The organism is Corticimicrobacter populi (genome assembly GCF_003123725.1).
In the GTDB taxonomy this organism is placed as follows: domain Bacteria; phylum Pseudomonadota; class Gammaproteobacteria; order Burkholderiales; family Burkholderiaceae_B; genus Corticimicrobacter; species Corticimicrobacter populi.
Window position 1 is genome coordinate 42,089 of record NZ_QETA01000005.1, and the last position, 25,479, is coordinate 67,567.

General features: G+C 62.4%; 22 protein-coding genes. 5 read left to right on the top strand and 17 right to left on the bottom strand.

Annotation, left to right across the window (positions count from 1 at the left end):
• Nucleotides 1-36: 36 nt before the first annotated feature.
• The 4 genes from DD235_RS11980 to DD235_RS11995 form a co-directional block, all read right to left on the bottom strand.
• Complete coding sequence (locus DD235_RS11980) at nt 37-2,424, bottom strand: TonB-dependent receptor (protein ID WP_109062337.1); 2,388 nt, start codon at nt 2,422-2,424, stop codon at nt 37-39.
• Between the two features lie 89 nt (nt 2,425-2,513).
• A complete protein-coding gene (locus DD235_RS11985) occupies nt 2,514-3,401 on the bottom strand; it encodes a FecR family protein (RefSeq protein WP_162300481.1) in 888 nt (295 codons plus the stop codon).
• Nucleotides 3,391-3,903, bottom strand: coding sequence for an RNA polymerase sigma factor (locus DD235_RS11990; RefSeq protein ID WP_109062339.1), 513 nt, complete (start codon nt 3,901-3,903; stop codon nt 3,391-3,393). Before DD235_RS11990 ends, DD235_RS11985 begins: the two co-directional genes overlap by 11 nt.
• A gap of 89 nt (nt 3,904-3,992) precedes the next feature.
• Nucleotides 3,993-4,463, bottom strand: coding sequence for an Lrp/AsnC family transcriptional regulator (locus DD235_RS11995; RefSeq protein WP_109062340.1), 471 nt, complete (start codon nt 4,461-4,463; stop codon nt 3,993-3,995).
• A 103-nt stretch (nt 4,464-4,566) separates the two neighbouring features.
• Between DD235_RS11995 and ilvB the strand changes: the two genes are divergently transcribed.
• Nucleotides 4,567-6,321: a biosynthetic-type acetolactate synthase large subunit gene (gene ilvB, locus DD235_RS12000; RefSeq protein ID WP_109062341.1), complete on the top strand. Its 1,755-nt coding sequence runs from the start codon at nt 4,567-4,569 to the stop codon at nt 6,319-6,321.
• Nucleotides 6,322-6,389: 68 nt separating this feature from the next.
• Complete coding sequence (locus DD235_RS12005; protein ID WP_109062342.1) at nt 6,390-7,109, top strand: DUF554 domain-containing protein; 720 nt, start codon at nt 6,390-6,392, stop codon at nt 7,107-7,109.
• An 87-nt stretch (nt 7,110-7,196) separates the two neighbouring features.
• Here the strand turns inward: DD235_RS12005 and DD235_RS12010 are convergent, their stop codons facing one another.
• The 4 genes from DD235_RS12010 to DD235_RS12025 all read right to left on the bottom strand — a co-directional run bounded on the left by DD235_RS12010 (nt 7,197) and on the right by DD235_RS12025 (nt 13,066).
• The gene (locus tag DD235_RS12010) at nt 7,197-9,866 is read right to left on the bottom strand and encodes a DNA topoisomerase III (RefSeq protein WP_109062343.1); all 2,670 of its coding nucleotides are present in this window, start codon (nt 9,864-9,866) and stop codon (nt 7,197-7,199) included.
• A gap of 146 nt (nt 9,867-10,012) precedes the next feature.
• Nucleotides 10,013-10,870, bottom strand: coding sequence for a tRNA glutamyl-Q(34) synthetase GluQRS (gene gluQRS / locus DD235_RS12015; RefSeq protein WP_239990129.1), 858 nt, complete (start codon nt 10,868-10,870; stop codon nt 10,013-10,015).
• Between the two features lie 69 nt (nt 10,871-10,939).
• A complete protein-coding gene (locus DD235_RS12020; RefSeq protein ID WP_109062345.1) occupies nt 10,940-11,404 on the bottom strand; it encodes a Smg family protein in 465 nt (154 codons plus the stop codon).
• Nucleotides 11,405-11,458: 54 nt separating this feature from the next.
• Nucleotides 11,459-13,066 (bottom strand): Na+/H+ antiporter, encoded by a 1,608-nt coding sequence (locus DD235_RS12025; RefSeq protein WP_239990130.1) that lies wholly within the window; start codon nt 13,064-13,066, stop codon nt 11,459-11,461.
• A 229-nt stretch (nt 13,067-13,295) separates the two neighbouring features.
• On the opposite strand from DD235_RS12025, the gene DD235_RS12030 reads away from it, so the two are divergent.
• Entirely contained in the window at nt 13,296-13,835 is a 540-nt protein-coding gene (locus DD235_RS12030; RefSeq protein WP_109062347.1) for a cytochrome b, read from the top strand.
• An 81-nt stretch (nt 13,836-13,916) separates the two neighbouring features.
• Here DD235_RS12030 and DD235_RS12035 read toward each other — a convergent pair whose 3' ends face one another.
• A complete protein-coding gene (locus DD235_RS12035; RefSeq protein WP_109062348.1) occupies nt 13,917-15,989 on the bottom strand; it encodes a TonB-dependent receptor domain-containing protein in 2,073 nt (690 codons plus the stop codon).
• Between the two features lie 346 nt (nt 15,990-16,335).
• On the opposite strand from DD235_RS12035, the gene DD235_RS12040 reads away from it, so the two are divergent.
• The gene (locus tag DD235_RS12040) at nt 16,336-16,989 is read left to right on the top strand and encodes a winged helix-turn-helix domain-containing protein (RefSeq protein WP_162300482.1); all 654 of its coding nucleotides are present in this window, start codon (nt 16,336-16,338) and stop codon (nt 16,987-16,989) included.
• A 49-nt stretch (nt 16,990-17,038) separates the two neighbouring features.
• Here the strand turns inward: DD235_RS12040 and DD235_RS12045 are convergent, their stop codons facing one another.
• Genes DD235_RS12045 through DD235_RS12065 form a run of 5 tightly spaced genes read right to left on the bottom strand, consistent with a single transcriptional unit; the run spans nt 17,039 to nt 20,670 of the window.
• Nucleotides 17,039-17,716, bottom strand: coding sequence for an MlaC/ttg2D family ABC transporter substrate-binding protein (locus tag DD235_RS12045; RefSeq protein WP_109062532.1), 678 nt, complete (start codon nt 17,714-17,716; stop codon nt 17,039-17,041).
• Between the two features lie 16 nt (nt 17,717-17,732).
• Entirely contained in the window at nt 17,733-18,512 is a 780-nt protein-coding gene (locus DD235_RS12050; protein ID WP_109062350.1) for an MlaA family lipoprotein, read from the bottom strand.
• 23 nt (nt 18,513-18,535) lie between these two features.
• Nucleotides 18,536-19,045 carry an outer membrane lipid asymmetry maintenance protein MlaD gene (gene mlaD, locus DD235_RS12055; RefSeq protein ID WP_109062351.1) on the bottom strand — a complete coding sequence of 170 codons (510 nt, stop codon included), beginning with the start codon at nt 19,043-19,045 and terminating at the stop codon, nt 18,536-18,538.
• Between the two features lie 9 nt (nt 19,046-19,054).
• Nucleotides 19,055-19,840, bottom strand: coding sequence for a lipid asymmetry maintenance ABC transporter permease subunit MlaE (gene mlaE / locus DD235_RS12060; RefSeq protein WP_109062352.1), 786 nt, complete (start codon nt 19,838-19,840; stop codon nt 19,055-19,057).
• Nucleotides 19,837-20,670: an ABC transporter ATP-binding protein gene (locus DD235_RS12065; RefSeq protein ID WP_109062353.1), complete on the bottom strand. Its 834-nt coding sequence runs from the start codon at nt 20,668-20,670 to the stop codon at nt 19,837-19,839. Before DD235_RS12065 ends, mlaE begins: the two co-directional genes overlap by 4 nt.
• A 144-nt stretch (nt 20,671-20,814) precedes the next feature.
• Between DD235_RS12065 and DD235_RS12070 the strand changes: the two genes are divergently transcribed.
• Nucleotides 20,815-22,104, top strand: a complete 1,290-nt coding sequence (locus tag DD235_RS12070; protein ID WP_109062354.1) for a putative Na+/H+ antiporter — start codon at nt 20,815-20,817, stop codon at nt 22,102-22,104.
• Between the two features lie 140 nt (nt 22,105-22,244).
• Here DD235_RS12070 and DD235_RS12075 read toward each other — a convergent pair whose 3' ends face one another.
• From DD235_RS12075 to argS, 3 genes are all read right to left on the bottom strand, one after another.
• The gene (locus DD235_RS12075; protein WP_109062355.1) at nt 22,245-22,877 is read right to left on the bottom strand and encodes a thiol:disulfide interchange protein DsbA/DsbL; all 633 of its coding nucleotides are present in this window, start codon (nt 22,875-22,877) and stop codon (nt 22,245-22,247) included.
• 113 nt (nt 22,878-22,990) lie between these two features.
• Nucleotides 22,991-23,728, bottom strand: coding sequence for an SPOR domain-containing protein (locus DD235_RS12080; RefSeq protein ID WP_109062356.1), 738 nt, complete (start codon nt 23,726-23,728; stop codon nt 22,991-22,993).
• Nucleotides 23,729-23,736: 8 nt separating this feature from the next.
• On the bottom strand, nt 23,737-25,479 hold the full coding sequence (gene argS / locus DD235_RS12085) for an arginine--tRNA ligase (RefSeq protein WP_109062357.1): 1,743 nt from the start codon (nt 25,477-25,479) through the stop codon (nt 23,737-23,739).

Here is a 25,479-nt window from a genome sequence, read left to right on the forward strand (position 1 = left end):
TGTCCCGCACCGGAGCGCACAAGGGGGCGTTTTCCTTCAGAAGCGGTATGTCATGGTGGCCAGCACGGTACGCGGCTGCCCAGGCATGCTGGTCGAGCGCCAGTACTCCCGGTCGGCCAGATTGGTGACGGCCAGACTCGCCTGCCAAGCTGCCTCGCGCCAGCCGATCATGGCGTCCCAGCGGGTATAGCCGGGCAGTTTTTCCGTATTGGGAATGTCGATCCAGCGTGCGTCCACATAGGTCAGTCCGGTTTCGGCAAAAAATCCGGTCTGTGGCGCGTACGTCAGGAACAGACTACCGTTGCGTCGACCAGTTCCGCTCTTGTACTGGTTTTCGCGGTCGGGTGAGCTGGCGTCTTCGACCACCTTGGCTGACTGCAGGCCGATGCCGCCGCGCACGTACCAGTTGGGGGCAATCCTGCCCGACAGGCTGAGCTCCATGCCCTGGGTACGTTCCTTGCCGGCCACCTCCCAGCGATCCGGCTCGTTGATGGAATCAGGGCGATAGCGAATGTTGTAGCGTTCCAGCTGGAAGAACGACAGTTGGGTCGACAGATTGCCGTCCAGCCATTCGCTCTTGATGCCGGTCTCGTATTGCCGGGTGTATTCGGGATCGGTGTTGTAGACCGCGGTCTGATCGACGCTGACACTCAGCAATCCGGAGCCACCATAGGGGGTGAAAGTCTTACCGTAAGACACATACAGGCTGTGTTCGGGCACGGGTTGCCAGATCAGGCCGATACGTGGGCTGGTGGTGGTCCCTTCGTACGCGCGGCTCTGGCCTGACAACTGGTTGCGTGACCGAAAACGGAACTGTTCGGTACGCAGGCCCAGCAGGACTTTCCACTCGGGGGTCAGGCTGATCAGATCCTGCAGGTAGATGGCCCTGGCATAGGCCTGGTGACGATTCTCCTGTGTGGCTGCGCCTTGTGGCGGCTTGGGGAGCCAGACCGGATTATCGATGTCGATAGGGGCGATGGCATTGCGCTGCGTGGCCAGACTGGGGCGGCGCTGTTCATGCGAATAGTCCAGCCCGACCAGCAGGTCGTGTGCCATGCCGGCCAGTTCGAACTGGCCGGTCAGGTCGAGGTTGGTCGTGAGGGTGGTGTTATCGGTTTGCTGCCAGGCCCGTAGCCGGCCCTGCAGTGTGTCGCGGCCTTGCAAGGCTGCAGGTTGAGAGCAAGATGCGCCGGAGGTCTGATTGACCCCGTCGGCACTGCAGAAAAAGCCGCTGTACAGGTGGTCGAAGTTCTGGGACTGCTTGCGATGCCCGACCACCCAGCGCAGCGCCCAGTTGTCGTTGAAGGCGTACTTCATGTCCGAGCGGAAATAGCGCAGCCTGTCTTCGGCATAATCATCGGGGTGGGCGAAAGCGCGCCGGATCGACAGCCCGGAGGGCAGGTTGTCGTAGGCCAGCCCGCGGTCCGGCACACGCCAGGCTTCGTCGTGGGTGTATTGCAGCAACCAACTGAAATTGTCGTGGTTGTCGAACAGAATGCTGGGCGAGACCATTCGGTTGCGATAGCGGATGTCATCCCGGAAACTGTGGCCGTTCTCGGCATCGGCGGTCAGACGCACCGCGATATTCGGGTGTACGACCTCGTTGATGTCGAGCGTACCGCCGGCTGTTTGCCATGAACCGCCACGCAGTGTGACTGAACTGCCCAGGTCGAAGCGGGCCTGTTTGCTGATCTGGTTGACGATGCCGCCGCCGCTGCCACGACCATAGAGTACCGATGCGGGGCCTTTCAGGACCTCGACCCGTTCGATATTGGCCGTGCTGTGGCGGATCTGGCCACTGGCGCGGATGCCATCCAGGTAAATATCGTTCGACGATGCCTCGAAACCCCGGATCATGATGGAGTCGGCCCGCATGTCTGGTTGCGTGTCGATATTGGGGATGCCTGCCAGCATCGTGCTCAGTTCGTTGATGCCGTAGTCCTTGGCCCGCTGCGTGTCCACAAAGTCCAGCGTCTGGGGGATATCCATGGGGTTGAGGGCCGTTCTGGTGGCCGTGGTGACCAGCCCGGGTCGCACGTCGAACACGTCCTGCTGGCCGTGCACATGAACAGCCGATAGTTGCGATACGGCTGCTTTTTCGCGTGCCGGTGCGATCGTGAAGATGCGCTCATCGCTGCTGTCGACACGCAGGCCGCTGCCCTGCAGCAGGCGCTCCAGCGCCTGGCGGGGTGTATGCTGGCCTGCCAGTGCCGGAGCGTTCAGGCTGGCCGGAATGCTGTCCACATAGAGGATCTGGATGCCGCTTTGCTGCGCGACGGCCTGGATGGCGGCGCTCAAGGGTTGGGCGGGGATGGCAAAGGTCTGGGCGGCCTGCTGTGCATGGGCCTGGACAGACAGCGTGGATGCGCCGGCCAGTGCCAGGGCGCAGATTGCGCTGTGGGCCGGTGGAAAGAAGCGAGACACGGAAACAACCTCCCTGGGTGAATCAAGATGCGATGTGGGAGTAAGCCGTTTCTGGATGGTAGAGTGCCAACCTGAATTTACAAATTATTTCATCTTGCCGGGCGACGACGAATATCAAGACTGCCGTCGGATTGCTTTTGTACGGCCAGCGGTGCGATACGGGGCAGGAAGGCCAGAATATCCTCGAGGTTGCCGAGTTCAAATTGTCCGGTGATCGGCAGGGTCGCCAGGCTGTTGTCGTGCAGGCGGATCGGTGCCTGCCGGTAACGCTGGATTTCGGACAGCACCGTGCCCAACGGTGTCTGACGGAACAGCAGCTTGCCGTCGCGCCATGCCAGCCGGTCTGGATCGGCATTGCGGTGTGTGGTGTGCGTGCCGGCCTGTGTCAGGCGCAGGGCATCCTGTTCACGCAGGATGTGGCGTCGACCCTGGGCATCCAGCACATCGACACGTCCCTCCAATACCATGACGCCGATCTGTGCGCCCTGGTCCGTATGACGCACGGCGAAGACCGTACCGATATCTTCAATCAGTACCGGTCCGGCCTGCACCGTAAAGCTGCGCAGCGCGGAGTGGGCGGCGGTGAAGATGGCCTCGCCCTGCTCCAGTGTGAATTCCCGGGAAAACAGCCGATAGCGCACTGCAATGCGGCTATCGGTATTGAGTGCCAGTGCGCTGCCATCCGAGAGTGTCCAGTGTCCGCGCTGGCCGATGCGCATCTGCAGGGTGTGCTGTTCCAGAACCGGATTCCAGAGCCGCAGGCCGGTGGACAGGATGGCCAGCAGCGCCAGGCTGGCGGCTGCTGTCAGGCGTCGTTTGCGGCGGCGCGCACGGCGCAGGATTTCATCCGGGGTGGGCAGGACCAGGCGCAGGGTTTCCAGATAGGGTTGCAAGGTCTCCTGAGCGACAGGCTCGCTGGTGATGGGCGGCGAGGCATGGCCGGATACGGGACCGCCGGTTGCTGGCTCAGGCAGCATGGTCGAGCACTTCCCGTATGGCGGCATGGGCGCGTTCAAGGTGCCGGGCGACCATGGTGCGCGATATGCCCAGCATGTCTGCGACGCGGGTCTGCGGAACCTGATGCAGTACATGCAGTGAAAAGACTTCCTGGCAGCGCAATGGCAGGCTGGCCAGGCACTGGATCAGGCGGGCCTCGGTCTGCAGGCTTTCCAGCGCTTCGTGTGGGCCGGGCGCGGCTTCGGGTTGCAGCCAGTGCTGTGCGGCGGGCTGTTCGAGCGCTGCCTGTCGGGTACGCTGGCTACGCCAGTGATCAATGGCCTGATGCGTGGCCAGGCGGTAGAGAAAGGCACGGGGCTGGCGAATGGCCTGTCGTGGCGTGGTCAGCAGATCAACGCTGACATCCTGGACCACGTCCTGCGCAAAATGCCGGCAGCCAAAGCGTGTCTGGATGTGGCCGACCAGCGCATCATAGTGGCGGATCAGGGCAGCCAGGATGGGCGTCGCGGTAGGTGTGGACATCGGAAACACGATTGAATTGTTCCGACGATTTTAGCATTAATAATGGTTATTATTACCTGTTGGGTGTGATACCCACATAAACCTCGGGCCTATGTATCTTTTCGCTGCAGCGGCAGCCGTCCCTGTTTGAGCTGGCGCAGCACGAAACTGGACTTGCTGTGGCGGATGCCCGGGATCAGATAGAGCCGTTCGCGCAGCAGCCGCTCATAGTCGCGCGTATCGCGCACGGCGATGCGGATGTAATAGTCGTAGTCACCCGACACCAGATAGGCCTCCAGCACTTCAGGGATATCGGCCAGGGCGCGGCCGAATTCGTAGAGCGTCTGCTCGCTGTGGTCATCCAGCGTGACATGTACGATCACCGTGTCCTGATAGCCCAGTTGGGCAGGGTCGAGATCGACGGTATAGCCCCGGATCACGCCAGCCTGTTCCATGCGCTTGATGCGGTTCCAGCAGGGCGTGGACGACAGTCCGACCTCGGCACCGATCTCGCTCAGACTGGCGCGGGCATTGCGTTGCAGGGATGCCAGAATGGCCAGATCAAATTTATCGAGGTTCATTTTCTTTAAAAGCGATTTTTTGAAGAAATATTTCCTATTTTAGGTGGAAAACTGGAGAAATAAAGGATGCCTATTCTGCAGTTGCACAGATACGATATCCGGCATGAACAGTTCCCGTGATCTCCAGCTCAGAACCGGCGCCCAGGCGCTGCTCGATCAACTCGTCGCCCTTGGGGTCGATACCATTTTTGGCTATCCGGGGGGGGCAGTATTGCCACTTTATGATGCGCTGCATGCCGAGCCCAGGTTGCGCCACGTTCTGGTGCGCCATGAACAGGCTGCCGTTCACGCCGCGGAAGGCTATGCCCGCAGCACGGGACGGACCGGTGTCGTCCTGGTCACGTCCGGCCCTGGCATGGCCAATACCGTGTCCGGGCTGCTCGATGCCATGTGTGATTCGGTCCCTGTGCTGTGTATCAGTGGGCAGGTCTCGACGGCTGCGATCGGCACCGATGCCTTTCAGGAATGTGATGCGGTGGGGATTTCCCGGCCTGTGACCAAGTGGAATACGCAGATCCGCTCAAGCTCCGATGTTGCCAGGGTGATCGAGCGCGCCTATGCGCTGACGCGTCAGGGGCGACCGGGGCCGGTGCTGGTCGATGTGCCCAAGGATGTGCAGCAGGGACGAGCCCCGCAGCGTGCCGGCTATGGACGGGGGCGGCAGGAGGCAGCACCCCGCCTGCCGCGTGGTGGCCTGACGCGAGCGGCGGAGTTGATCGCAGCGGCCCGGCGGCCCGTATTCTATGGGGGGGGCGGCCTGATTCAGTCCGGACCTCAGGCCTGCGCGGATTTCACGGCCCTGGTACGGCGTGTCGGGGCACCCTGCACGCTGACCCTGATGGGGCTGGGAGCCTATCCGCCTGACGACTGCCAGTTCCTGGGTATGCTGGGCATGCACGGTACGCTGGAGGCCAATCTCGCCATGCATGAGGCCGATCTGGTGGTTTGCGTCGGAGCCCGATTCGATGACCGCATTACCGGTCGCCTGGATGCCTTCTGTCCGGGCGCGCAGAAAGTCCACATTGATATCGATCCGACGTCGATCAACAAGGTGGTGCCTGTCGATGTGGCCCTGGTGGGCGATTGCGGGCAGATGCTGCAGGGGCTGGAGGCGGCGCTTGAGCCATTCTGGCCTGAACTGGATGCCGCGCCGCGGCGGTTGGCCGACTGGTGGGGCAGGATCGCGACCTGGCGCGCGCAGCAGTGCCTGGCCGTGCCTGACAATGACCAGCACATCCTGCCGCAGGCGCTGATGCAGTCGCTGGACCGGGCATTGGTGGGGCGCGATGCCGTGGTCTCCACCGATGTGGGTCAGCACCAGATGTGGGCGGCACAGCATCTGTCGGTGCGAGGGCCGGGGCGCTGGCTGACGTCAGGTGGTGCGGGCACCATGGGGTACGGATTGCCAGCGGCCATCGGTGCGCAGATTGCCCATCCGGCACGTACCGTGGTGTGCGTCAGCGGTGATGCCTCGATCATGATGAATATCCAGGAACTGGCCACGGCCAGCCAGCATGGCGTACCGGTCAAGGTGGTGCTCTGCAACAACGGCTTCATGGGTATGGTCCGGCAGTGGCAGGAACTGATTCACGGCGGGCGCTACAGCCACAGCCAGCATGTGGCGCAGCCCGATTTCGTGCTGTTGGCGCAGGCCTTCGGCTGGGCTGCTGAACGTGTGTCAGAGCCCGCCATGCTTGAGGCGGCGCTACAGCGTTGCCTGGATCATCCGGGTGCCTATTTCCTGGATGTCTGCGTGGCTGACCAGGAAAACTGTTTTCCGATGATGCCGGCGGGCGTGGGACACAACGAGATCATGCTGGACGCAGAAACCTGGTTCCGGACGCACCCGGCGGCGTAGCGGGAGATATGTCGAGCGTGCCGACAGCAGTAGAATGGCCGACTTGATCTGGTCTTGCGGAGTGCTCCATGGTTATCGGTCCTTTCATCAACAGCGCCGCCATCCTGCTGGGTGGTATCGGCGGTGCGGCGCTGGGAGACCGGATTCCGGCCAGTCTGCGCAAGACGCTGCCATCGGTGTTTGGCCTGGCGGCCCTGGGCATGGGCGTCATGCTGACCGTGCGTACCGCGCATTTGCCGGTTGCGGTGATGGCGCTGCTGCTGGGGGCAGTGATTGGCGAGCTGTGCCGTTTGGAATACTGGATCGGTCGCGTCGGCAATGCGGTGCGGCTGCTGGTGGAACGTCGCAGCGGTACGGGTCAGGCCGCGCCGGCGGATGAAGAAGCCTTTCTGGATCGCTATGTGGTGGTGGTCGTGCTGTTCTGCGCGAGTGGGGCCGGGGTATTCGGTTCCATGCAGGAAGGCATGACGGGCGATGCCAGTGTGCTGCTCGCCAAGGCGTTCCTGGACCTGTTCACGGCGGCAATTTTTGCCTCCAGCCTGGGCTATGCCGTGGCCGTGATTGCTGCGCCGCAACTGGCAATCCAACTGATGCTGGCGTTGGCTGCGGGATTTCTGATGCCACTGACCGATGCCGGCATGCAGGCAGACTTCTCCGGTACGGGCGGCCTGCTGTTGCTGGCAACCGGGTTCCGGATCTGCGGCATGCTGAATCTGCCAGTCGCCAACCTGTTGCCGGCGCTGGTGCTCGCGATGCCGCTGTCGGCGTTGTGGAGCCGGTTTTTCTGACGGCAGGGCAACCTGTTTTATCCTGCGTTGTATCCCTGAACGGTTGCGCCGAAGGCTGCCCGACCCGTGGCAGCCTGATGGCCAGGGTCAGTTGCCGGCGCTATCGTCTGGCTTGGCTTTCTTGACCACGGTCTTGCGGGTGGCCGTGGTTTTTGTCGCGCTCGCCTTGGATGCGGTGGCACTCTTGGCAGCTGTGCTCTTGGCTGTTGCCGCCTTGGTCGTACGAGTCGTCGTCTTGGCCTTGGCCGTACTGGCTGCAGTCTTGCGCGCGGCGGCAGGCTTGGCGGCGGATCCCTTCTTTTCAGGACGGGGCTCGAACTCGAAGCCGACCTTGCCGTCGGGCTGACGCACCAGGAAAGCCTTGAACTTGCGGTTGGTGCGGCTGGACACGAAACCGTCGAGCAGGTCGGTGCGGCCTGCTTCCGACAGCAGCTTACCCATCTGTTCGCGCGAAATGTCCTGCTGCAGGATGACCTTGCCCGAGCGGAAATCGCAGGTCTTGGCCGGTCCAGTGGACTTTTCGCAGATATAGCTCATGCCGTGCTCGAACACGCTGGCCTGGCACTTGGGGCAGGGGCCGACTGGCGTGTGACCCGAAAAATCGACGGCCTCGTCATCTTCTTCGTCATTCTGGCCGAAATCGAATTCCAGCTTGAATTCGTCATTGATGCGCAGAATGGCGGCAAACGGGCGACCCATCTTGCTGATGAAGCCGTTGAGCGGGCCGATTTCCTTCTTGGCCAGAAGCTCCTCGACTTCAGGGATCTCGAACGTACGGCCACCGGGATGCTTGCCGATGGAAAAATCGCACTGGGTGCAGGCATAGCGCCGGTAGTTTTCCTTGACCACGCCGCCGCAATGCGGGCAGGGCGTGGACAGCGTGGCATAGTCGCCCGGCACGGTATCGCGCTCGTATTCCTTGGCGCGCTTGACGATGACCTGGGTGATCTGTGCAATCTCGCGCATGAAGGCTTCGCGTTGCAGCTTGCCCTGTTCGATCTGCTTGAGCTTGTGTTCCCACTCGCCGGTCAGTTCGGGCGAGGTGAGCTCGTGCACGTTCAGGCCGGCCAGCAGCGTCATGAGCTGGCGGGCCTTGGCTGTGGGCACCAGATCGCGACCTTCGCGGCGCAGGTAGGTTTCAGTCAGCAGGCCTTCGATGATGGCTGCCCGTGTGGCAGGTGTGCCCAGGCCGCGCTCGGACATGGCCTCGCGCAGTTCCTCGTCTTCTACCAGCTTGCCGGCACCTTCCATGGCGGAGAGCAGCGTTCCTTCGTTGAAACGGGCAGGCGGTTTGGTCTGCAGGCCAATGGCTTCGATATCCTCGGTTCGCACGGTCTCGCCTTCGGCGACCGGCACCAGGTTGGTATCGTCGCCCTGGGCTTCGCGGCCATACACGGCCAGCCAGCCCGGTGCCACCAGCACCTTGCCGTCGGTCTTGAATGTATGGCCGGACACTTCGGTGAGTCGCGTCGTGACGCGGAATTCGGCAGCCGGGAAAAAGACAGCCAGAAAGCGCTTGAGCACCAGGTCATAGAGCTTGCCTTCGGCTTCGCTCAGTTCCCGGGGCAGTTGCGGTGTGGGGATGATGGCAAAGTGATCCGATACCTTTTTGTTGTCGAAGATGCGCCGGTTGGGTTTGACCCAGTGCTGCTCCAGCACATGAGTGGCATGGCGGCTCAGGTTGCCGACGGCAGCCGATTCGCCCGAGGCCAGGTGTTGCATGGTCTGCTGGACGGTGGCGATGTAGTCTTCGGGCAGGTAGCGCGAGTCGGTACGTGGATAGGTCAGTGCCTTGTGCCGTTCGTACAGTGTCTGGGCCAGTGCCAGTGTGGTCTTGGCGGAGAAGCCGAAGCGCGAGTTGGCTTCGCGTTGCAGCGAAGTCAGATCATAAAGCAGCGGCGACAGCTGGGTGCTGGGCTTGGAGGTCTCGGTCACCTTGCCGGGCTGTTCGCGGCAGGCTGCCACGACGCTCTGGGCAGCGGCCTGCGACCACAGGCGCGATTCGCGTTTCTCGGGGTCGCGCTCGTCCTTGGTGAAGTCAGGGTCGATCCAGCGGCCTTCGTACAGGCCGGCGGCAGCCACGAACTGGGCCTTGACCTCCCAGTAGTCGCGCGGCACGAAACGGCGGATGCGGTCCTCGCGCTCGGCCACGATGGCCAGCGTCGGCGTCTGCACACGGCCCACCGGTGTCTTGAAGAAACCGCCGTCCTTGCTGTTGAAGGCAGTCATGGCACGCGTGCCGTTGATGCCCACCAGCCAGTCGGCCTCCGCGCGCGAACGGGCGGCGGCCTCAAGCGGCTTGAGCATTTCATCGTCGCGCAGGTTCTCGAAGGCCTCGCGGATGGCGTTCTGGGTCATCGACTGCAGCCACAGGCGCTGGACCGGCTTCTTGCTGCCGGCATACTGCACGATGTAGCGGAAAATCAGTTCGCCCTCACGCCCCGCGTCACAGGCATTGATGACCCGATCCACGTCCTTGCGCTTGACCAGGCGCACCAGCAGCTTGAGGCGCTCGGTGGCTTTCTTGTCGACGGGGTTGAGCGTGAACTCGGGCGGAATGACCGGCAGATGGGTAAAGCTCCACTTGCCGCGCACCGGATCATTGGGGGCGACCAGACTCAGCAGGTGGCCGATGCTGGCAGCCAGCACATAGTGTTCGCTCTCGAAGAAATCACCTTCGCGCTTGAATCCGCCCAGGGCACGCGAGATGTCCAGGGCGACGGAAGGTTTCTCGGCAATGATCAGTGCTTTAGTCATGTGAATCCAATGCAGGCTTGCGCCACAATAGCGCGGATGATACGGGTGGACAAAGCAGCTTTGCAAGTCTGCTGCGCCAAAGAGGCGCACACATGGACTGCTGCATCGCCGGTTCCGGTGCCTGCGCAGGCCGGCTGGCGAAGTGGTCAGGATAACGGAAAGCGGGCCTGCCAGTGCAGGATGGCGGTGGCGAGGAAAGTATCGCGCTGTGTCGCGGGCAAGGGCGCAAAGCCCAGATCGTGCCAGGCCTGGCGCAGTGTTTCCAGGGCTCGGCCAGTGTCGGCGGCGGGAGCATGGTTTTGCTTGGAGAGCTTGAGGCCCGAGGCCGGATCCAGTACCAGCGGTGTATGCAACATGACCGGCAGTGACAGTCCGAGCGCCCGGCACAGCATCCGCTGGCGTGCGGTCGAGTCCAACAGGTCGGTACCGCGCACGACATGGGTGATGCCCTGTGCGCCATCATCGACCACCACGGCCAGTTGGTAGGCCCAGAGCGCATCGGCACGGCGCAGGATGAAGTCACCTGCCTCATGCTCGACATCCTGCTTCTGGATGCCCTGCCAGCGATCTTCGAAGGTTTCGATGCCGGACGGCACCCGGAAGCGCCAGGCACGAGCCGTGCGGCCAGGTGGCAGACCCTGGCGGCAGGTGCCTGGATAGATGCCGCCGCCGGTTTCTCGTCGTGTGCAGCCGCAGCCGTAGACGGCGTGAGATGCCCGCAGGTATGTCAGGGCATTGGCGTAGAGCGTTTGGCGTCGGGATTGCCAGACAGGTTCGCCGTCCCAGTGCAGGCCCAGGTCCTGCAATTGCTGCATGATGATCCGGTCAGCACCGGCGACAGTACGCGGGGTGTCGATATCTTCTATGCGCAGGAGCCAGAGACCATCGGCGGCACGGGCATCGAGCCAACTGGCCAGGGCTGTGGCGATCGAACCGGCATGCAGCGGCCCACTCGGGCTGGGGGCAAAGCGGCCGATGTAAGAAGGGTAAGAAGGGGCACCCATGTCAGCGGTCATTCCGGGGAGCATGAACGGTGGAAGAGCGGTACGTCGATCCCGCTCTGGCGTCCGGCATCAGTGCAGGGGGCGCGGGTCTTCCTGCGCGGACAGCAGTTCTTCCAGAATCAGGTGGTCCACCTCGGCTTCCTGGCTCCAGAGCACCATCAGCACGATGGTCTTGAGTTTGTCCAGTCCGATGGGACGTTCGTCCAGCGCCCATACGCGCTCGACCACGATTTCGCGGATGGGCGCAGGCAGGGCACCGCTGTTTTCCAGGAAAGACAGGAAGCCGACAGCCTCGCTGCCCAGCAATTGGTACTCGTCGTCGGTATAGATGCGGCAGGACTGCCCCGCCGGGCGGGCGGCGAGTTCGACGCACTGCTCGGTGGACGTGGCCAGCCCATAGAGCCAGCCCAGCGCATCGTGGATGTCCTCGCGCTCGAAACCGGCTGCCGCCAGGCGGCGTGCCAGCACATCGGCTTCGGGACAGGATTGCGGGGTGTAGTAGTTCTCGAACAGGTAGACCAGAATGTCAAACATAAGCGGCTCGTCTGCTATATCGACAGTGTACCCCGGATGTCGGGGCTTCTGTGGTCAGCGCAACCGGGCTTCCATCAGATCGATTTCATGGACCAGCTTGCGCGAGGTTTCGTCGGTGATGCGGTGTTCGCGCGCCAGCCGGAAGACCGCGGCCCGCTCGGCCTGCAGGCCGGTCAGGCGCAACTCCTGTTCGATGGAGGCCCCCAGCCGCAGGTCCGAAGCTTCTTCGGCGGCAATCGTGCCGGCCTCGATCTTGCGCCGGTAGGCATCCATGGCCCGGGCGGCTGCTTCCGCGCACAGCTGGGGATTCTCGTAGCGGGCCTCCAGGGTGTGTTGTGACTGCTCGATTGCATGGATCGCGGCGTCGGCGGCCAGGCGTCGGGCCTGGGCCTCCTCGGTCGCCTGGGAGGAAATGTCGGGGATGTGCAGGCCCTTGAGCAGGCGAGGCAGGCCGAGGTTGGCGGTGATCAGTGAGATGATGGTCACGGTGGCAGCCAGGAAGATCGCCAGGTCACGGGCCGGGAAGGCTTCGCCGTTGGGCAGGAGCAGGGGCAGGGTGAGCACGCCGGCCAGCGTCACGGCACCGCGCACGCCAGCCAGCGACACGGCAGCAGTCAGTCGCATGCCGACCTGGGTTTCGGCCTGACCACGGCGACGTGCGATCCAGCCATTGATCAGCAGGCAGAGGCGTACCCAGCCAAAGCGCAGCAGGCCCAGGGCGATATTGATCACTAGCGCATAGACCAGCAGCCACCAGGGATTTTCATGGCCGGTTTCCTGGACGACACGGACAGCGCCTTCGAAAATGCCGGGCAACTGTTCGCCCAGCAGGACGAACATGATGCCGTTCAGGGAAAACTGAATCATGTCCCACAGTGATTTGCGCTGGATGCGCGTGGCAGCCAGTGCCCGGCCCGACAGCTCGACATAGCTCATGGCTACGCCGGCGGCGACGGCTGCCAGGATGCCCGAGGCCCCCACCTCTTCGGCCAGCAAGTAGGCCCCGAAGGGGATCAGGACGCTGACCAGGATCTGGGCCCCGGGTTCTTCACCGATGCGACGACCCAGCCAGGTCTGGGCGTAGGAAATGGCCAGAGTAAAACCCGCTCCGCAGAGCAGGCCGCCTGCCGCTACCCACAGGAAGGTGAGCGTGGCATGAGGCAGGGAGAAGGTGCCGGTGACGGCCGCTGCAACCGCGAAACGAAAGCAGACCAGACCCGATGCATCGTTAAGCAGGGATTCGCCCTCAAGGATGTGCATCAGGCGTTTCGGGATGGGGATGCGCGCCGCAATCGAGGAGACTGCGACCGGATCGGTGGGCGAGACGATAGCGGCCAACGCGAAGGCGACTGCCAGCGGCATGGCAGGGATCATCCAGTGGATCAGGTAGCCCAGCCCGATGACCGTGAAAATGACCAGTCCCAGCGCCAGCTGGATGATCATGGTCTTGTCCTGCAGCAGATCCCGCTTGGGAATTCGCCAGCCATCCAGAAACAGCAGCGGCGGCAGGAACAGCAGGAAGAAAATGTGCGGTTCCAGCTGGATGTCGTACTGGAAGATGCTGGCCATCACCGCGCCCAGTGCAATCTGAACCAGGGGCAGCGGGATGGCGATGGGCAGCAGACGTACAATCCAGCCACTGACGACCACGGCCAGCAGCATGACCAGAACAAGACCGATGGTATCCAGAGTGCTATCCCGCGATGTATTGATAGATACAGTCTATTTTGCCCCAAAGACCGGATGCGTCGTGCGGACTTTGTGCAGACTTTATGAAGATTGTGTGCAGATCCCGTGAGAAATGGCGCGTGCTTGATCTGCGTGTAGATAAAAGGCAACAGCGTGTGGCACTCTTCGGGGTGTCTAAATTCATTCGCAGACAGGAGAAAAAATGAAAGCGAACTGGCTCGACAGTCCCGGCAAGTATGGACTCGTCTCACGACTGCTTCACTGGGGCATGGCGGCGATCTTCGCCTGGCAATTCCTCGGCATGATTTTCAAGGTCACCCTGGGCAAGACCCCGCTGACGGGATTCTTTACGAGTTCGCATGCCTCGCTGGGGGCTCTGCTGTTCCTGCTGGTGGCATTGCGTCTGGTCTGGGCCCTGTACAACGCCCGTCGTCGGCCAGGCTATGAGGCATCCTGTAGTGGCTTGATGGCCCGCCTTGGACACGTGGCCCTGTATGTGCTGATGTTCGCGGTGCCGAGTCTGGCCTTGCTGCGCAGCTATGGTTCGGGCCGTGCATTTTCGCCCTTCGGCATTCCACTGTGGTCGGCAGGCGAGGACAAGGTCGAGTGGATGACGGCAGCCGGCAATGCGGCCCATGGCCTGCTCGGCTGGGTGTTGCTGGCCATCATCGTCGGTCACCTCGGCATGGCGATCTGGCACCGCGTAGCCAAGCGTGATGATGTGTGGCAGCGCATGGCCTGACAGATGCCATGCGTTTTCGGGCAGGGCGGGATGCCGGATGTCCCGGCACCTTGTCCGTCCCTGCGCTCATGGCGGCTGGTTTCAGAAACGGCTGGTCAGCCCCACGAAGTAGGTCCGGTTGCCGCTGTCGTAGTTGTTGCCGCTATCGAGCGTGGACTTGTTGGTCAAGTTGATGACCCCCGCACGCAGGGTCAGGTTCTGGTTCACGTCGTAGTGCGTGGTCAGGTCGAAGGTCGTGTATGCCTTGGCAAAAGTCAGGCCGCCGCGCGGAATTTCCGACGGTACGGATTGCTTGCCCACGTACTGCGCGCTCAGGTTGGCCGTCCAGCGGTCGGTGATGCGCCAGTTGAGGTCGGAATTGATGGTCAGCTTGGGTACGACCAGCAGATCCTGGCCTGTGGACAGGTTCTTTGATTCGAACATGCGTGTCAGGTTGCTGCGCCACTCCAGCGTGCTCAGCAGCGGGACTCTCAGGCTGGCTTCCAGGCCGCGGGTACGGGCCTTCTGCGCGTTTTCCATGCGGGTCCACCAGTAGCCGTTGATCAGCCCCAGCGGCGCGTAGTCGATCTTGTTCTTGAAGTCGGTATGGAAGTAGGTGGCTTCGACGCTCCAGCCGTTGGCTGCATAGCCGGCTCCGAATTCATAGCTGGTGCTGGTTTCCGGTTCGAGGTTGGGATTGCCGGCCATGTAGCAACCGCGTGTGCCGTCAGCATTGGTGCTGCTGCTGGTCCAGCCCATGCCGGCCAGACTGCGGCAGCCGTTGCCACCCGACTGGGTGGCGGCACCGGCCGAGTTCTCCTTGAGGTTGGGGGCGCGGAAGCCCCGCGCGATGCCGCCCTTGAGGGTCCAGGCTTCGGTCGGGTGGTAGACCAGGTAGCCGCGTGGCGACCAGTGGTTGCCGTATTTCTCGTGGTGATCCATGCGCAGGCCCAGTGTCAGCGTCAGGTCGTCGCGCAGGAACATCTGGTTTTCGCCGAAGACGGCCCAGGTGTTGCTGTCGAGTTTTGCACCGGGCGAGGCGTCGCCATTCCAGGTGACAGGCACGGTCCCGATGGTATCCGAGTTTTCGAGTTCTTCGCGTTTCCACTGCAGGCCGGTGCTCAGCAGGTTGTCGACGAACAGGGTATAGGGCAGATCAATCTTGCCGTCGAGGATGGTTTCGCTCGAGTTGCTGGCAGCAGAGCTGCCTTTGTTTTCGTACTTGTTGTGGTACAGGTTGACCTTGGACGAAACCGAACCATAACGGCCATCATGCGTCAGCCCGTAGCTGGTATGTGTCAGCTTGCTGGAACCCCATGCCGCGACGATGGGGTTGCCGTTGGCCGCCAATTGGGTGGATGGCGTGGCACGCTGGATACCCTGGGCCACGTCGGCGCTGATGCTTTGGTCGGGCGTGATCTGCCAGTTGAGCAGCGCATTGACGTTCTGGTTGCGCGTGCCGGAAGCGCCGCCAGCGACATCGTCGGCAGTACGGCGAGTGACATTGCCACCCAGGCGCAGGCCGAGGCTTTCGGTCAGTGGCCCGCTGACATTGGCTCCCAACTGATAGGTATCGCCCCGGTCGGAATTGTCGGGCTTGCTGTAGTTGCTGGTGAAGGTGCCGGCCCAGACAGGCGAGACCTTGCGGGTAATGATATTGATCACACCACCCATGGCATCGGAACCGTAGAGCGAGGACATCGGGCCGCGCACCACTTCGATGCGCTCGATCATTTCGGGCGAGATCCAGTCCAGATCCTGCTGACCGAGGTCGGGACGGTAGTTGGTATGCGCAGAACTGCCCTGGCGCTTGCCGTCGACCAGGATCAGGGTATAGGCCTCGGGCAGGCCGCGTATCTTGATCTTGGACTGTGCGCCCGTGGCTGCGTAGCCACCGGACACGCCTGGGACGGTGTTGAGCAGTTCGGCAATGCTGGTGACGGGCTTGCGTTCGATTTCTTCACGGCTGATGACGCTGATGCTGGCAGGCGCATCGCGCAGGTCGACCTCGGTACCAGTTGCGGTGATCACGATGTTGTCGAGCGTATTGACGGTGTTGCTGGTTGCCGTGGTCGTGTCCTGGGACTGGGCATGGCTGGCGGGCAGCAGGGCCAGGCTGGCGAGGGCTGCCCAGATGGCGCCGTGCAGGCGCTTGGTGTGCAAGGTGTGGTCCATGGAATACCGTAGTAGCGGATGAGAGCTGGAAATGGCCGATGCCGGATGTGGCATGACTGGTACGGTATTTGATATGCAAATGTTATTGATTTGCGTTTTTGAATTGTGCTCTATACACTTCTAAACGCTTCTTGTATCTACTTGGCGTTATCGGTTGCCGGTGTTGTCTGATGGCAACGTTGTTGCGGTTGATCCTTATTCCTGTTTGCCTGTCGTGAACATACCCTTTCCTTTTCAACCCTTTAATGTCCTGCTGGCAATGGATGCCGAGGTGATTCGGCAGTCCGCCGCTGCCTTGCCGATGTCCGCCTCCGTCTCATTGCATCTGGCGTGCGATGAGGAGGCTATGCTGTGGCACATACGGCATACCCCGCTCGACATGGTGATACTGGCGGGTACGGTTCCGGCCGAGGTCCATGCACGACTGCTGACGCTTGCCAGGTTGCCTCGCATCGTTTGCCTGGGTGACGATGCGCTGTCTGCATTCAGGGACTATGCCGGGTGGCGGGAGTGCGTGGTGGCCTTGCCCAGTCCGGTCAGCGCCGATGCTTTGCACTTGCAGCTCCAGGCCTGCATGCGCCAGACCGGTTGTCCGGCGGCTGCCCATGCCCTGTTGAATATCGATAAGCTCAGCCTGGATCCTGCCCGCTCAGTGGCACGAATCGGTACTACGGAGGTGTACCTGACGGCCGTGGAGATGGAAGTGCTGGCGATACTGGTGCGCCATGCAAATATGCTGGTCAGTCGTGAGCAACTGGGGCAGATTGCCCTTGGGCCCGGATTCACTCCTAAGGAGCGCAGGCTCGATACGCATGTCAGCAACCTGCGGCGCAAGCTGAGAGCACGTTTCAGTGCCGAGATGGCTCACCTTGAGATTCGCAGCTTCAGGGGCCGTGGCTATGCCCTGATGATAGGCGAGCGCCTGGTCAATGTCGTGCAAGCTGGAGGGGCCAGGCTGCTGGGCCTGTACCTGGCCATGAGCATGGTCATGCCCTGGTAGAGAGAAGGATGCCGGGGGGATGCCCCCCGGAAGTCGATCAGGTCAGTGGTTACTGGCTGGTCTGGGTGTTCTGGGTATTCAGCGCCTGGATCAGGCCGTCGATGCCGTTTTGCTGGATCTGCTGATTGAACTGGTTGCGGTAGTTCTGGATCAACCAGATGCCTTCCACGTTGAGGTCATAGACCTTCCAGCCATCGGGCGTCTTTTCGAGACGGTAGTCCACGCGGGCCAGCGGGCGGGTGCCCTGGATGAACTGCGATGACACCACAACATCCTTGGCATCCGCATCGCCGCGGAAGGGCAGCATCTGAATGGCCGTCTGATTGTCGACCTGGGTCAGTGCCCCGCTATAAGTACGGATCAGGGTGCCGCGAAAGGCTTCGGCCAGTTGCTGGCGCTGTTCGGGCGTGGCGCTGCGCCAGTGGCGACCCGCTGCCAGGCGAGTGGTCTTCTCGAAGTCCACATAGGGCAGAATCAGTTCATCGACGGCCCGGTTGATGCGGGCACGATCACCGGCACGGACGCTGCCATCGGCACGGATGCGTGTCAGTGCCTGGTTGGCAACGGTTTCGATGAAGGCCTGTGGCGCACCCTGGGGATCGGGTTGGGCATCCTGGGCCGCAGCCGGGCGCAGCCAGACCGAGGCAGCCGTCAGCAGCAGGCCGATCATGGCGATGAAGAACAGCCTGCGCAGCAGGGGCGTATTGGGATGGACAGTATTCTGCATATGCATGTCGTTCCGTTCAGGGTTGCGGGGTGATGACGGGTTGCGCGGCAACAGGCGCGATGCTTTCGTCATCCTCGTCTTCGTAGTCGGGCAGGTCGGTGCTGTTGAGTCCCTTGAGCAGGGCTTCGCGACGCTGCAGATAGGCATCCCGGGTGAAGCTGTAGGGATCCAGAGCAATGCTGTCGAGCGTATCGCTGGCCTGCAGCAGGTCGGCACGCTTGCTGACGAAGTAGGTTCCCCAGACGGTGTTGCGTACCGGTACGTCGTTGATGCTGCCTGGCGTGACCGGGTTGGCGACCCAGTCGCCCAGTAGGCCGCCTGTGTCGCGGACCGTGCTCGGACCGATCAGCGGCAGCACCAGATAAGGACCCTGGCCCACGCCCCAGACACCCAGTGTGGTGCCGAAGTCGTTGGGAATGCGGTTGGCACCATTGGCGGTGGCCACGTCGAAGCAGCCGCCCAGGCCGACGGTGGTGTTGAACAGCACCCGGCCCAGCGTATTGAAGAAATCGACGCCACGGCCCTGGAGGAAGCTGTTGATGCCGCTCCAGATATCGCCGATATTGCTGAAAATATTGCTGACGCAGCTGCGGGCACCGCTGGGCGTCAGGTCGGTATACATGGCGGCGATGGGGCGAACCACGGCACGGTCGACCGTATCGTTGAACTGGTAGACGCCGCGATTGAAACGCTCGAAAGGATCCTGGGGATCCGGCTTGCCCGGCAGGGGGGCACAGCCTGCCAGCGTCAGGGCCAGGCAGGTCGTCAGGGCAACGGGTTTGAGGTTGAAACGCATGATGGTAAGGGCTCCGGGCGGAATCAGTGTGCCGGCGCGACTGGCGCGGGATGTTCGTCGTTGGCGGGGGCGCTGCCTTCCTTGTCTGCGGAACTGTACAGGAATTTGCTGATCAGATTCTCCAGCACGACGGCGCCTTGCGTGTAGGTAATGGTCTGGCCGTTTTCGAGGTCGGCGTCATCGCCGCCTGGGTCCAGACTGACGTACTGCTCGCCCAGCAGGCCCGAGGTCAGGATCAGGGCCGAGCTGTCGCTGGGGAATTTGTATTGGGATTCGATGTCCAGTGTGACGTGCGCCTGGAAGGTCTTGTTGTCGAAATCGATCTTGTTGACCCGACCCACCACCACGCCGGCGCTCTTGACAGGCGCGCGAGCCTTGAGGCTGCCGATGTTGTCGAAGCTGGCACCTATGGAATAGGTCGGGGCGAAGGAGAACGTGCTCAGGTTGCCCGCGCGCAGGGCCAGAAAGGCCAGTGCCAGGGCACCCAGGAACACAAACAGTCCTACCCAGAAATCGGTTTTTTCAGTAGACATGGGGATACCTCAATTGCCAAACATCAGGGCGGTCAGCAGGAAATCCAGGCCCAGAACGGCCAGGGCACCTGTGACGACAGTACGGGTGGTGGCGCGCGAGACGCCTTCGGGGGTGGGGCGAGCCTGCCAGCCTTCGTAGAGGGCGACCAGCGTGACTGTGGCACCGAATACCAGGCTTTTGATGACGCCATTGGCAACATCGTCCCAGACATCCACGCCATTTTGCATCTGCGACCAGAATGCACCAGCGTCGATACCGATCATGTGCACGGCCACCAACCAGCCGCCCAGGATGCCGACCATCGAGAAAATGGCAGCCAGAATGGGCATGGCGATGAAACCCGCCCAGAAGCGGGGCACCAGTACGCGGCGGATCGGATCGACCGCCATGATTTCCATGGCGGCCAGTTGCTCACCGGCTTTCATCAGCCCGATCTCGGCAGTCAGTGATGTGCCCGCGCGTCCGGCAAATAGCAGGGCGGTCACGACCGGACCCAGCTCACGCATCAGCGACAGCGCCACCATCAGACCGACCGCTTCGGCCGAACCGTAGTTGCTCAGGATGTAATAGCCCTGCAGGGCCAGTACGAAACCGACGAACAGTCCTGATACGGCAATGATCAGCAGGGAATAGTTGCCGATGAAGTGAATCTGCTGCGTGACCAGGCGGGGGCGCTTGAGGGCAGTGCCGCTGCGGCCCAACAGGGTCAGGAAGAAGCGGGTGAAGAAGCCCAGCGCAGACAGTTTGCGGCGGACCTTGCCACCCAGGTTCGAGAGCAGGAGGACCGGGTTCATGAGCGGCTCCCGTGGCGTGCCAGCCAGCGCTCGAAGGCAGGCGTGACCGGGTAATTGAAAGCAACCGGACCGTCGGCTGCTCCCTGCAGGAACTGCTGCACATAGGGATCCTGGGACTGGTTCAGGTCGTCAGGCGTGCCACTGGCCAGCATCTTGCCCTGGCCGACCAGATAGACCTGGTCGGCGATGGCGAAGGATTCCTGCACATCGTGCGTGATCAGGACCGATGCGCAGCCGAGCCGGTCGGCCAGCGTGCGGATCAACTGTGCCGTGATGCCCAGGGAGATCGGGTCCAGCCCGGCGAAGGGTTCGTCGTAGAGGATCAGCTCGGGCTCGAGGATGACGGCGCGTGCCAGCGCCACGCGCCGGGCCATGCCGCCGGAGATCTCGGCCACGGCCAGATGGGCGGCGGCACGCAGGCCGACGGCATCGAGTGTATTGAGCACTTTGGCGACAATCGCGGACTCTTCCAGCCGGGTATGTTCGCGCAGGGGGAAGGCGACGTTCTCGAACACGTTGAGATCGGTGAACAGCGCACCCTGCTGGAACAGGACGCCCATGCGCTTGCGCAGCGTCTGCAACTGGTGTGCATCGGCCTGCCCGATGTCGTGCCCGAAAACCTGCACCTGACCGCTCTGGGGCCGGATCTGCCCTGTGGCAGCCCGCAGCAGCGTGGTCTTGCCCGAGCCGGAACCTCCCATGAGCGCAACGACCTGACCTGCATCGATCTGCAGGCTGATGTCGCGCAGCACGGTGAATTCGCCATAGCCGAGCGCCGCGCCTTCAAAGCGCAGCACGGTCTTGGACGGGGTGTGAGAGGGGAATGACATGGCACCTATTGTATCCGAGGGTCTTGCCTGTACGCATATTCATGTTGTCAGGAGATTGAAAGACAGTGCAATCGAGAGGTGCTGAGGGAGGGGGGATGGTGCTACATTGCAGGCTGTTTTTGTAACGATCCGGAGTCAGGAACGATGCAATCGCCGCATCATATCGAAATCATCGCAACGGTACTGTTCGCGATCGCCGTCATCCATACTTTTTCCGTTCCTGTCTTTGCCCGGCTGGCGCATCGCAATGGTCCGCATGCCGGTTTGTGGCATCTGCTGTCAGAGGTCGAAGCTGTTTTTGGCGTCTGGGCCTGCGTGCTGCTGGCCTGCATGGCCCTGTTCTCCGGTGTTGGCGAGGCCGTGGCGTACATGGATACGCGCAACTTCACGGAACCGGCCTTTGTGTTCGTGATCATGGTGGTGGCTGCCAGTCGCCCGATCCTCGAACTGGTTGGTCTGGTGGTGCGAGGTGTGTCCCGTATCTTGCCCCTGCCGCGCGAGCTGGCCATGTTTTTCGTGATCATGACGGCCGTGCCGCTGTCCGGGTCGCTGATTACCGAGCCAGCCGCTATGACGCTGGCGGCATTGTTATTACGTGATGCGTATTTCCAGCGTTCGGAGCAGGCTGGTTTCAAGTACCTGACGCTGGGCGTGCTGTTCGTCAATATTTCCATCGGTGGGGTGCTGACGGCTTATGCGGCACCTCCGGTACTGATGGTGGCCCAGGTCTTCGGTTGGGATACGGGCTATATGCTGAGCCATTTTGGCTGGCGCGCTGCGGTTGCCGTCACGCTCAACGCCGCGTTGCTGACGCTGATATGCCGTCGTCACCTGCTGGATGGCGAGTTGGGGGCCGGACGCTCACGTGATCAGTCCAGCGCTCCAGCTGCCGATACCCGACCCCGCGTGCCGTTGATTGTTATCGGCATCCATGTCCTGTTCCTGCTGGGTATCGTGCTGTCGGCGCATCACCCGGTCATTTTCCTGGGCTTCCTGATGCTGTTCATCGGCTACGCCGGTGCCTATCCGCAGTACCAGAATCGCCTGATGATCCGAGAGGGGCTGATGGTCGGTTTCTTCCTGGCCGGCCTGGTCTTGCTGGGTGGATTGCAGAAATGGTGGCTGCAGGACTTGCTGGGCAGCCTGTCGCCGCTGGTTTTGTTCTGGGGAGCTACAGCCCTGACTGCCGTGACGGATAATGCGGCCTTGACTTATCTGGGTTCGCTGGTCGAGGGCACGAATGAAGCCTGGCGCTACATGCTGGTCGCCGGTGCAGTCACAGGAGGTGGGTTGACAGTGATCGCCAATGCGCCCAATCCGGCGGGCTTCGCCATTCTCAAGAATTGCTTCCCGGATGGGGCAATCTCGCCGCTCAAGCTGTTCCTGTCGGCCCTTGGCCCGACGTTGATGGCAGCGCTCTGGTTCCTGATCTGATCCAGCCCGTATTGCATATGCAAAGGGCCGCACATCTGTGCGGCCCTTTTCTTATCGCCGGGCTGTCTCAGGAAAGCTTCCTGGAGCATGGCACCGGCGAAAATCGTCAGGAACTGGGAGAGGCTGTGGCGATATGTGTTTTAGCGCGTGGCCCGGATCTGCTTGACCAGGGCATCGGTCTGCGTGACTGTCTGTGCGTAGCCGTTGGCCAGCGCCGGCGAGGTCAGGAAACGGCCATCGACGACCACTTGTGGTGTGCTGTCGATGGCATAGCTTTCTGCCAGCTGGTTGGCACGTTGCATGCGTGAGTGCACGCCAAAGGAGTTATAGGTGTCGGCAAAGACCTTGGGGTCAAGGCCGGCGGTCTCGGTGGCCCATTTGGTGATGCCGGCCTCGTCGAACATGCGGGTGCGCTGTTCGTGGATGGCACGGAATACACCCAGATGCAGGTCGGTGCGGCCCATGGCTTCCAGCGTGTAATAGAGCTGTTGCAGCGGGCGCATGCCGGCGTTGAAGGCGATGGGGACATGAACGACGGCGACGTCATCCGGCTGGTTCTTGGTCCAGGTGTCGAGCAGGGGGGCCAGCGCAGCGCAGTGGCCGCAGGTATAGGAGAAGAATTCCAGCACCTCGATCTTGTCGCCGCTGTCGGTCTGGTGTGGTCGCTCAAGGGTGACGTAGGGCGTGCTCTGGGCCTGGGCGGCGACCGGCAGCAGCATGGCGGCACCCGCAAGGGCGAAGGTGGAAATCAGACGTTGGAAAAGTGTACGCATGGATATAACCTGATCGGATGACGGGCAAAGGGTTGCCGGGATAGGACCATGCCCGGCCAAACAAGTTCAATTCCTGCCGTGCCCGCCAAAATCGGCGGGCCTGCGGCGATGGATTACTGGCGGACGACGGTCGAGGTGATGTTGTCGGCGGCCAGCCGTGCCCGCGTCCTGTTCATGTCGTCCAGCCGCTCGAACGGGCCGACTCGCACGCGGTTGACCAGTACGCCATTGACATCGGCTTTCTGGATCTCGGCCGGCAGGCCGAGCAGCAGCATCTCCACGCGTCGGTTCTCGGCATCTTCGGCGACCCGGAATGCACCGACCTGCAGGAAGTAGCTGCCGGACGATGCTGCGGCAGGCGCAGGCGATGCCGCTGGCGGAGCAGCAGGCCGGTCGGTGGTTGGTGTTGCCGGCTGGATGGCACCTGCGGCAGCCGACGGTGGCGTATTCTGGCGCGGAGCCTGCTGGGCTGCGGCTGACTGTTGCGGCAGCGAGGCGATCAGCGCGCCGACAGCGTCGTCAGGCTGAGCCGACGGCGGGGTTGCCGGTTGACCGCCGATCGGCGGTGGTGCGGGTTGGTCTGCTGTTGGGCCGCTGTGTGGCAACCCGGCGGCACCATCACGACCGTACAGGCCACTGTTGGGGTCGGGCGCTTGCCGAGGATCGGGGGGGCGATTGTTCTGCGAAGGTTCGCGCGTGGCGCGATCCACGAATGGCACAGGTGCCTGCGTGACGTAGAACGCCACGACAGCCGCGACCACCAGGCCGATGAGCAGCCCGGCCAGCATGGTGAAAATCGGGCTGCTGCGGCTATTGGAGCGGGAGGGCGCGCGGCGTCGGGGTTTTGCCATGTCGTTTCTTATTCGCTGATGCTGCGGTCCATGCGTTCGGGGGCCGATACCCCGAGCAGGGCAAGGCCGTTGGCCAGCACCTGCCGGGTGGCGGCCGCCAGACGCAGGCGAGCCAGCCTGAGGGCACGATCATCGACCAGCGTATGCTCGGCGTTGTACCAGGCATGGAAATCGGCAGCGCAGTCGCGCAGCCAGAAGGCCACTTGATGTGGTGCGAGATCCTGGGCGCTTTGCTGAACCATGGCCGGGAATTCAGCCAGCCGTTGCAGCAGGACAAATTCGCTGGGGGCTGTCAGCAGGCTGATGTCTGCTTGGGCGTAATCGGCCGTATCCGTCGCCAGGATATCGACTTGAGCATTCGCCGTATTTTCGTCGAGATGCTTGCGTAGAATCGAGCAGATCCGGGCATGCGCATACTGGATGTAGAACACGGGATTCTCATCGCTCTGCTTGCGTGCCAGGTCGATGTCGAACACGAATTCGGAGTCGGCACGGCGCTGGATCAGGAAGTAGCGTACTGCATCGCGGCCGACCCAGTCGATCAGGTCGCGCAGAGTGACATAGCTGCCGGCACGCTTGGAGATCTTGACCTCTTCGCCGCCGCGCATCACCTTGACCATCTTGTGCAGGATGTAGTCGGGGTAGTCCTTGGGGATGCCGAGGTCGAGTGCCTGCAGGCCTGCACGGACGCGGGCCACGGTACCGTGGTGGTCGCTGCCCTGGATGTTGACGGCCTTGATATAGCCACGCTCCCATTTGGCCAGGTGGTAGGCCACGTCGGGTACGAAATAGGTGTAGCCGCCTTCGGACTTGCGCATTACGCGGTCCTTGTCGTCGCCCGTACCCAGCTCGGTGGTGCGCAGCCACAGCGCACCACCTTCCTCGTAGGTATGGCCGCTGGCGATCAGGCGATCGACGGCCTGCTGGACGCGCCCGTCTTCGTACAGGGAGCTTTCCAGATAGTAGTTGTCGAATTTCAGGTCGAATGCCTGCAGGTCGAGATCCTGCTCGCGGCGCAGATAGGCAACGGCGAAGCGGCGGATGGTATCGAGGTCTTCGGCATCGCGGCTGGCCGTGACCGGCACACTGTCGGCCGCCTGCACGGTAGCACCAGCCAGAAAGTCGCGGGCGATGTCGGCGATGTAGTCACCCTTGTAGCCGTCGGCCGGATACTCGGCTGAATCCGGTTCGATGCCGCGCGCACGTGCCTGGACACTGAGCGCCAGATTGTGGATCTGGTTGCCTGCGTCGTTGTAGTAGAACTCGCGGGTCACGTCCCAGCCGCTGGCATCGAACAGGCGGCACAGGGAATCGCCCAGTGCCGCTTGGCGGGCATGGCCGACGTGCAGGGGGCCTGTCGGGTTGGCAGAGACAAATTCGACCAGCACCTTGTTGCCATTGCGGGCTGCGCGGCCATACTCGGTACCACGCTGTGTGATGGCGGGCAGCACGGCCTGTCGGGCGGCTGCGGTGATGCGGAAATTGATGAAGCCGGGGCCGGCGATTTCGCCGCTTTCGAGCAGTTCGCGTGCGGCAGGCTCGGCCATCAGCGTGTCGACGATCTGCTGGGCCAGTTCGCGAGGGTTACGGCCAGCAGGCTTGGCGACCTGCATGGCGACGTTGCAGGCGATGTCGCCATGGGCGGCGACCTTGGGACGCTCCAGGCGGATCGTCGGCTGGGCGTCGGGAAGCAGGCGCGCCACGGCGGCGCGAATCAGGTCGGCAAGTGTGTGCTGTTGCTCGGGGAGCAT

Bases quoted from the DNA above. Each gene is read 5' to 3' on its own strand.
- DD235_RS11985 (WP_162300481.1), bottom strand. From the start codon at position 3,401: ATGCTGCCTGAGCCAGCAACCGGCGGTCCCGTATCCGGCCATGCCTCG.
- DD235_RS11990 (WP_109062339.1), bottom strand. From the start codon at position 3,903: ATGTCCACACCTACCGCGACGCCCATCCTGGCTGCCCTGATCCGCCAC.
- DD235_RS11995 (WP_109062340.1), bottom strand. From the start codon at position 4,463: ATGAACCTCGATAAATTTGATCTGGCCATTCTGGCATCCCTGCAACGC.
- ilvB (WP_109062341.1), top strand. From the start codon at position 4,567: ATGAACAGTTCCCGTGATCTCCAGCTCAGAACCGGCGCCCAGGCGCTG.
- DD235_RS12005 (WP_109062342.1), top strand. From the start codon at position 6,390: ATGGTTATCGGTCCTTTCATCAACAGCGCCGCCATCCTGCTGGGTGGT.
- DD235_RS12010 (WP_109062343.1), bottom strand. From the start codon at position 9,866: ATGACTAAAGCACTGATCATTGCCGAGAAACCTTCCGTCGCCCTGGAC.
- gluQRS (WP_239990129.1), bottom strand. From the start codon at position 10,870: ATGGGTGCCCCTTCTTACCCTTCTTACATCGGCCGCTTTGCCCCCAGC.
- DD235_RS12020 (WP_109062345.1), bottom strand. From the start codon at position 11,404: ATGTTTGACATTCTGGTCTACCTGTTCGAGAACTACTACACCCCGCAA.
- DD235_RS12025 (WP_239990130.1), bottom strand. From the start codon at position 13,066: ATGCTGCTGGCCGTGGTCGTCAGTGGCTGGATTGTACGTCTGCTGCCC.
- DD235_RS12030 (WP_109062347.1), top strand. From the start codon at position 13,296: ATGAAAGCGAACTGGCTCGACAGTCCCGGCAAGTATGGACTCGTCTCA.
- DD235_RS12035 (WP_109062348.1), bottom strand. From the start codon at position 15,989: ATGGACCACACCTTGCACACCAAGCGCCTGCACGGCGCCATCTGGGCA.
- DD235_RS12040 (WP_162300482.1), top strand. From the start codon at position 16,336: ATGCTGTGGCACATACGGCATACCCCGCTCGACATGGTGATACTGGCG.
- DD235_RS12045 (WP_109062532.1), bottom strand. From the start codon at position 17,716: ATGCAGAATACTGTCCATCCCAATACGCCCCTGCTGCGCAGGCTGTTC.
- DD235_RS12050 (WP_109062350.1), bottom strand. From the start codon at position 18,512: ATGCGTTTCAACCTCAAACCCGTTGCCCTGACGACCTGCCTGGCCCTG.
- mlaD (WP_109062351.1), bottom strand. From the start codon at position 19,045: ATGTCTACTGAAAAAACCGATTTCTGGGTAGGACTGTTTGTGTTCCTG.
- mlaE (WP_109062352.1), bottom strand. From the start codon at position 19,840: ATGAACCCGGTCCTCCTGCTCTCGAACCTGGGTGGCAAGGTCCGCCGC.
- DD235_RS12065 (WP_109062353.1), bottom strand. From the start codon at position 20,670: ATGTCATTCCCCTCTCACACCCCGTCCAAGACCGTGCTGCGCTTTGAA.
- DD235_RS12070 (WP_109062354.1), top strand. From the start codon at position 20,815: ATGCAATCGCCGCATCATATCGAAATCATCGCAACGGTACTGTTCGCG.
- DD235_RS12075 (WP_109062355.1), bottom strand. From the start codon at position 22,877: ATGCGTACACTTTTCCAACGTCTGATTTCCACCTTCGCCCTTGCGGGT.
- DD235_RS12080 (WP_109062356.1), bottom strand. From the start codon at position 23,728: ATGGCAAAACCCCGACGCCGCGCGCCCTCCCGCTCCAATAGCCGCAGC.
- argS (WP_109062357.1), bottom strand. From the start codon at position 25,479: ATGCTCCCCGAGCAACAGCACACACTTGCCGACCTGATTCGCGCCGCC.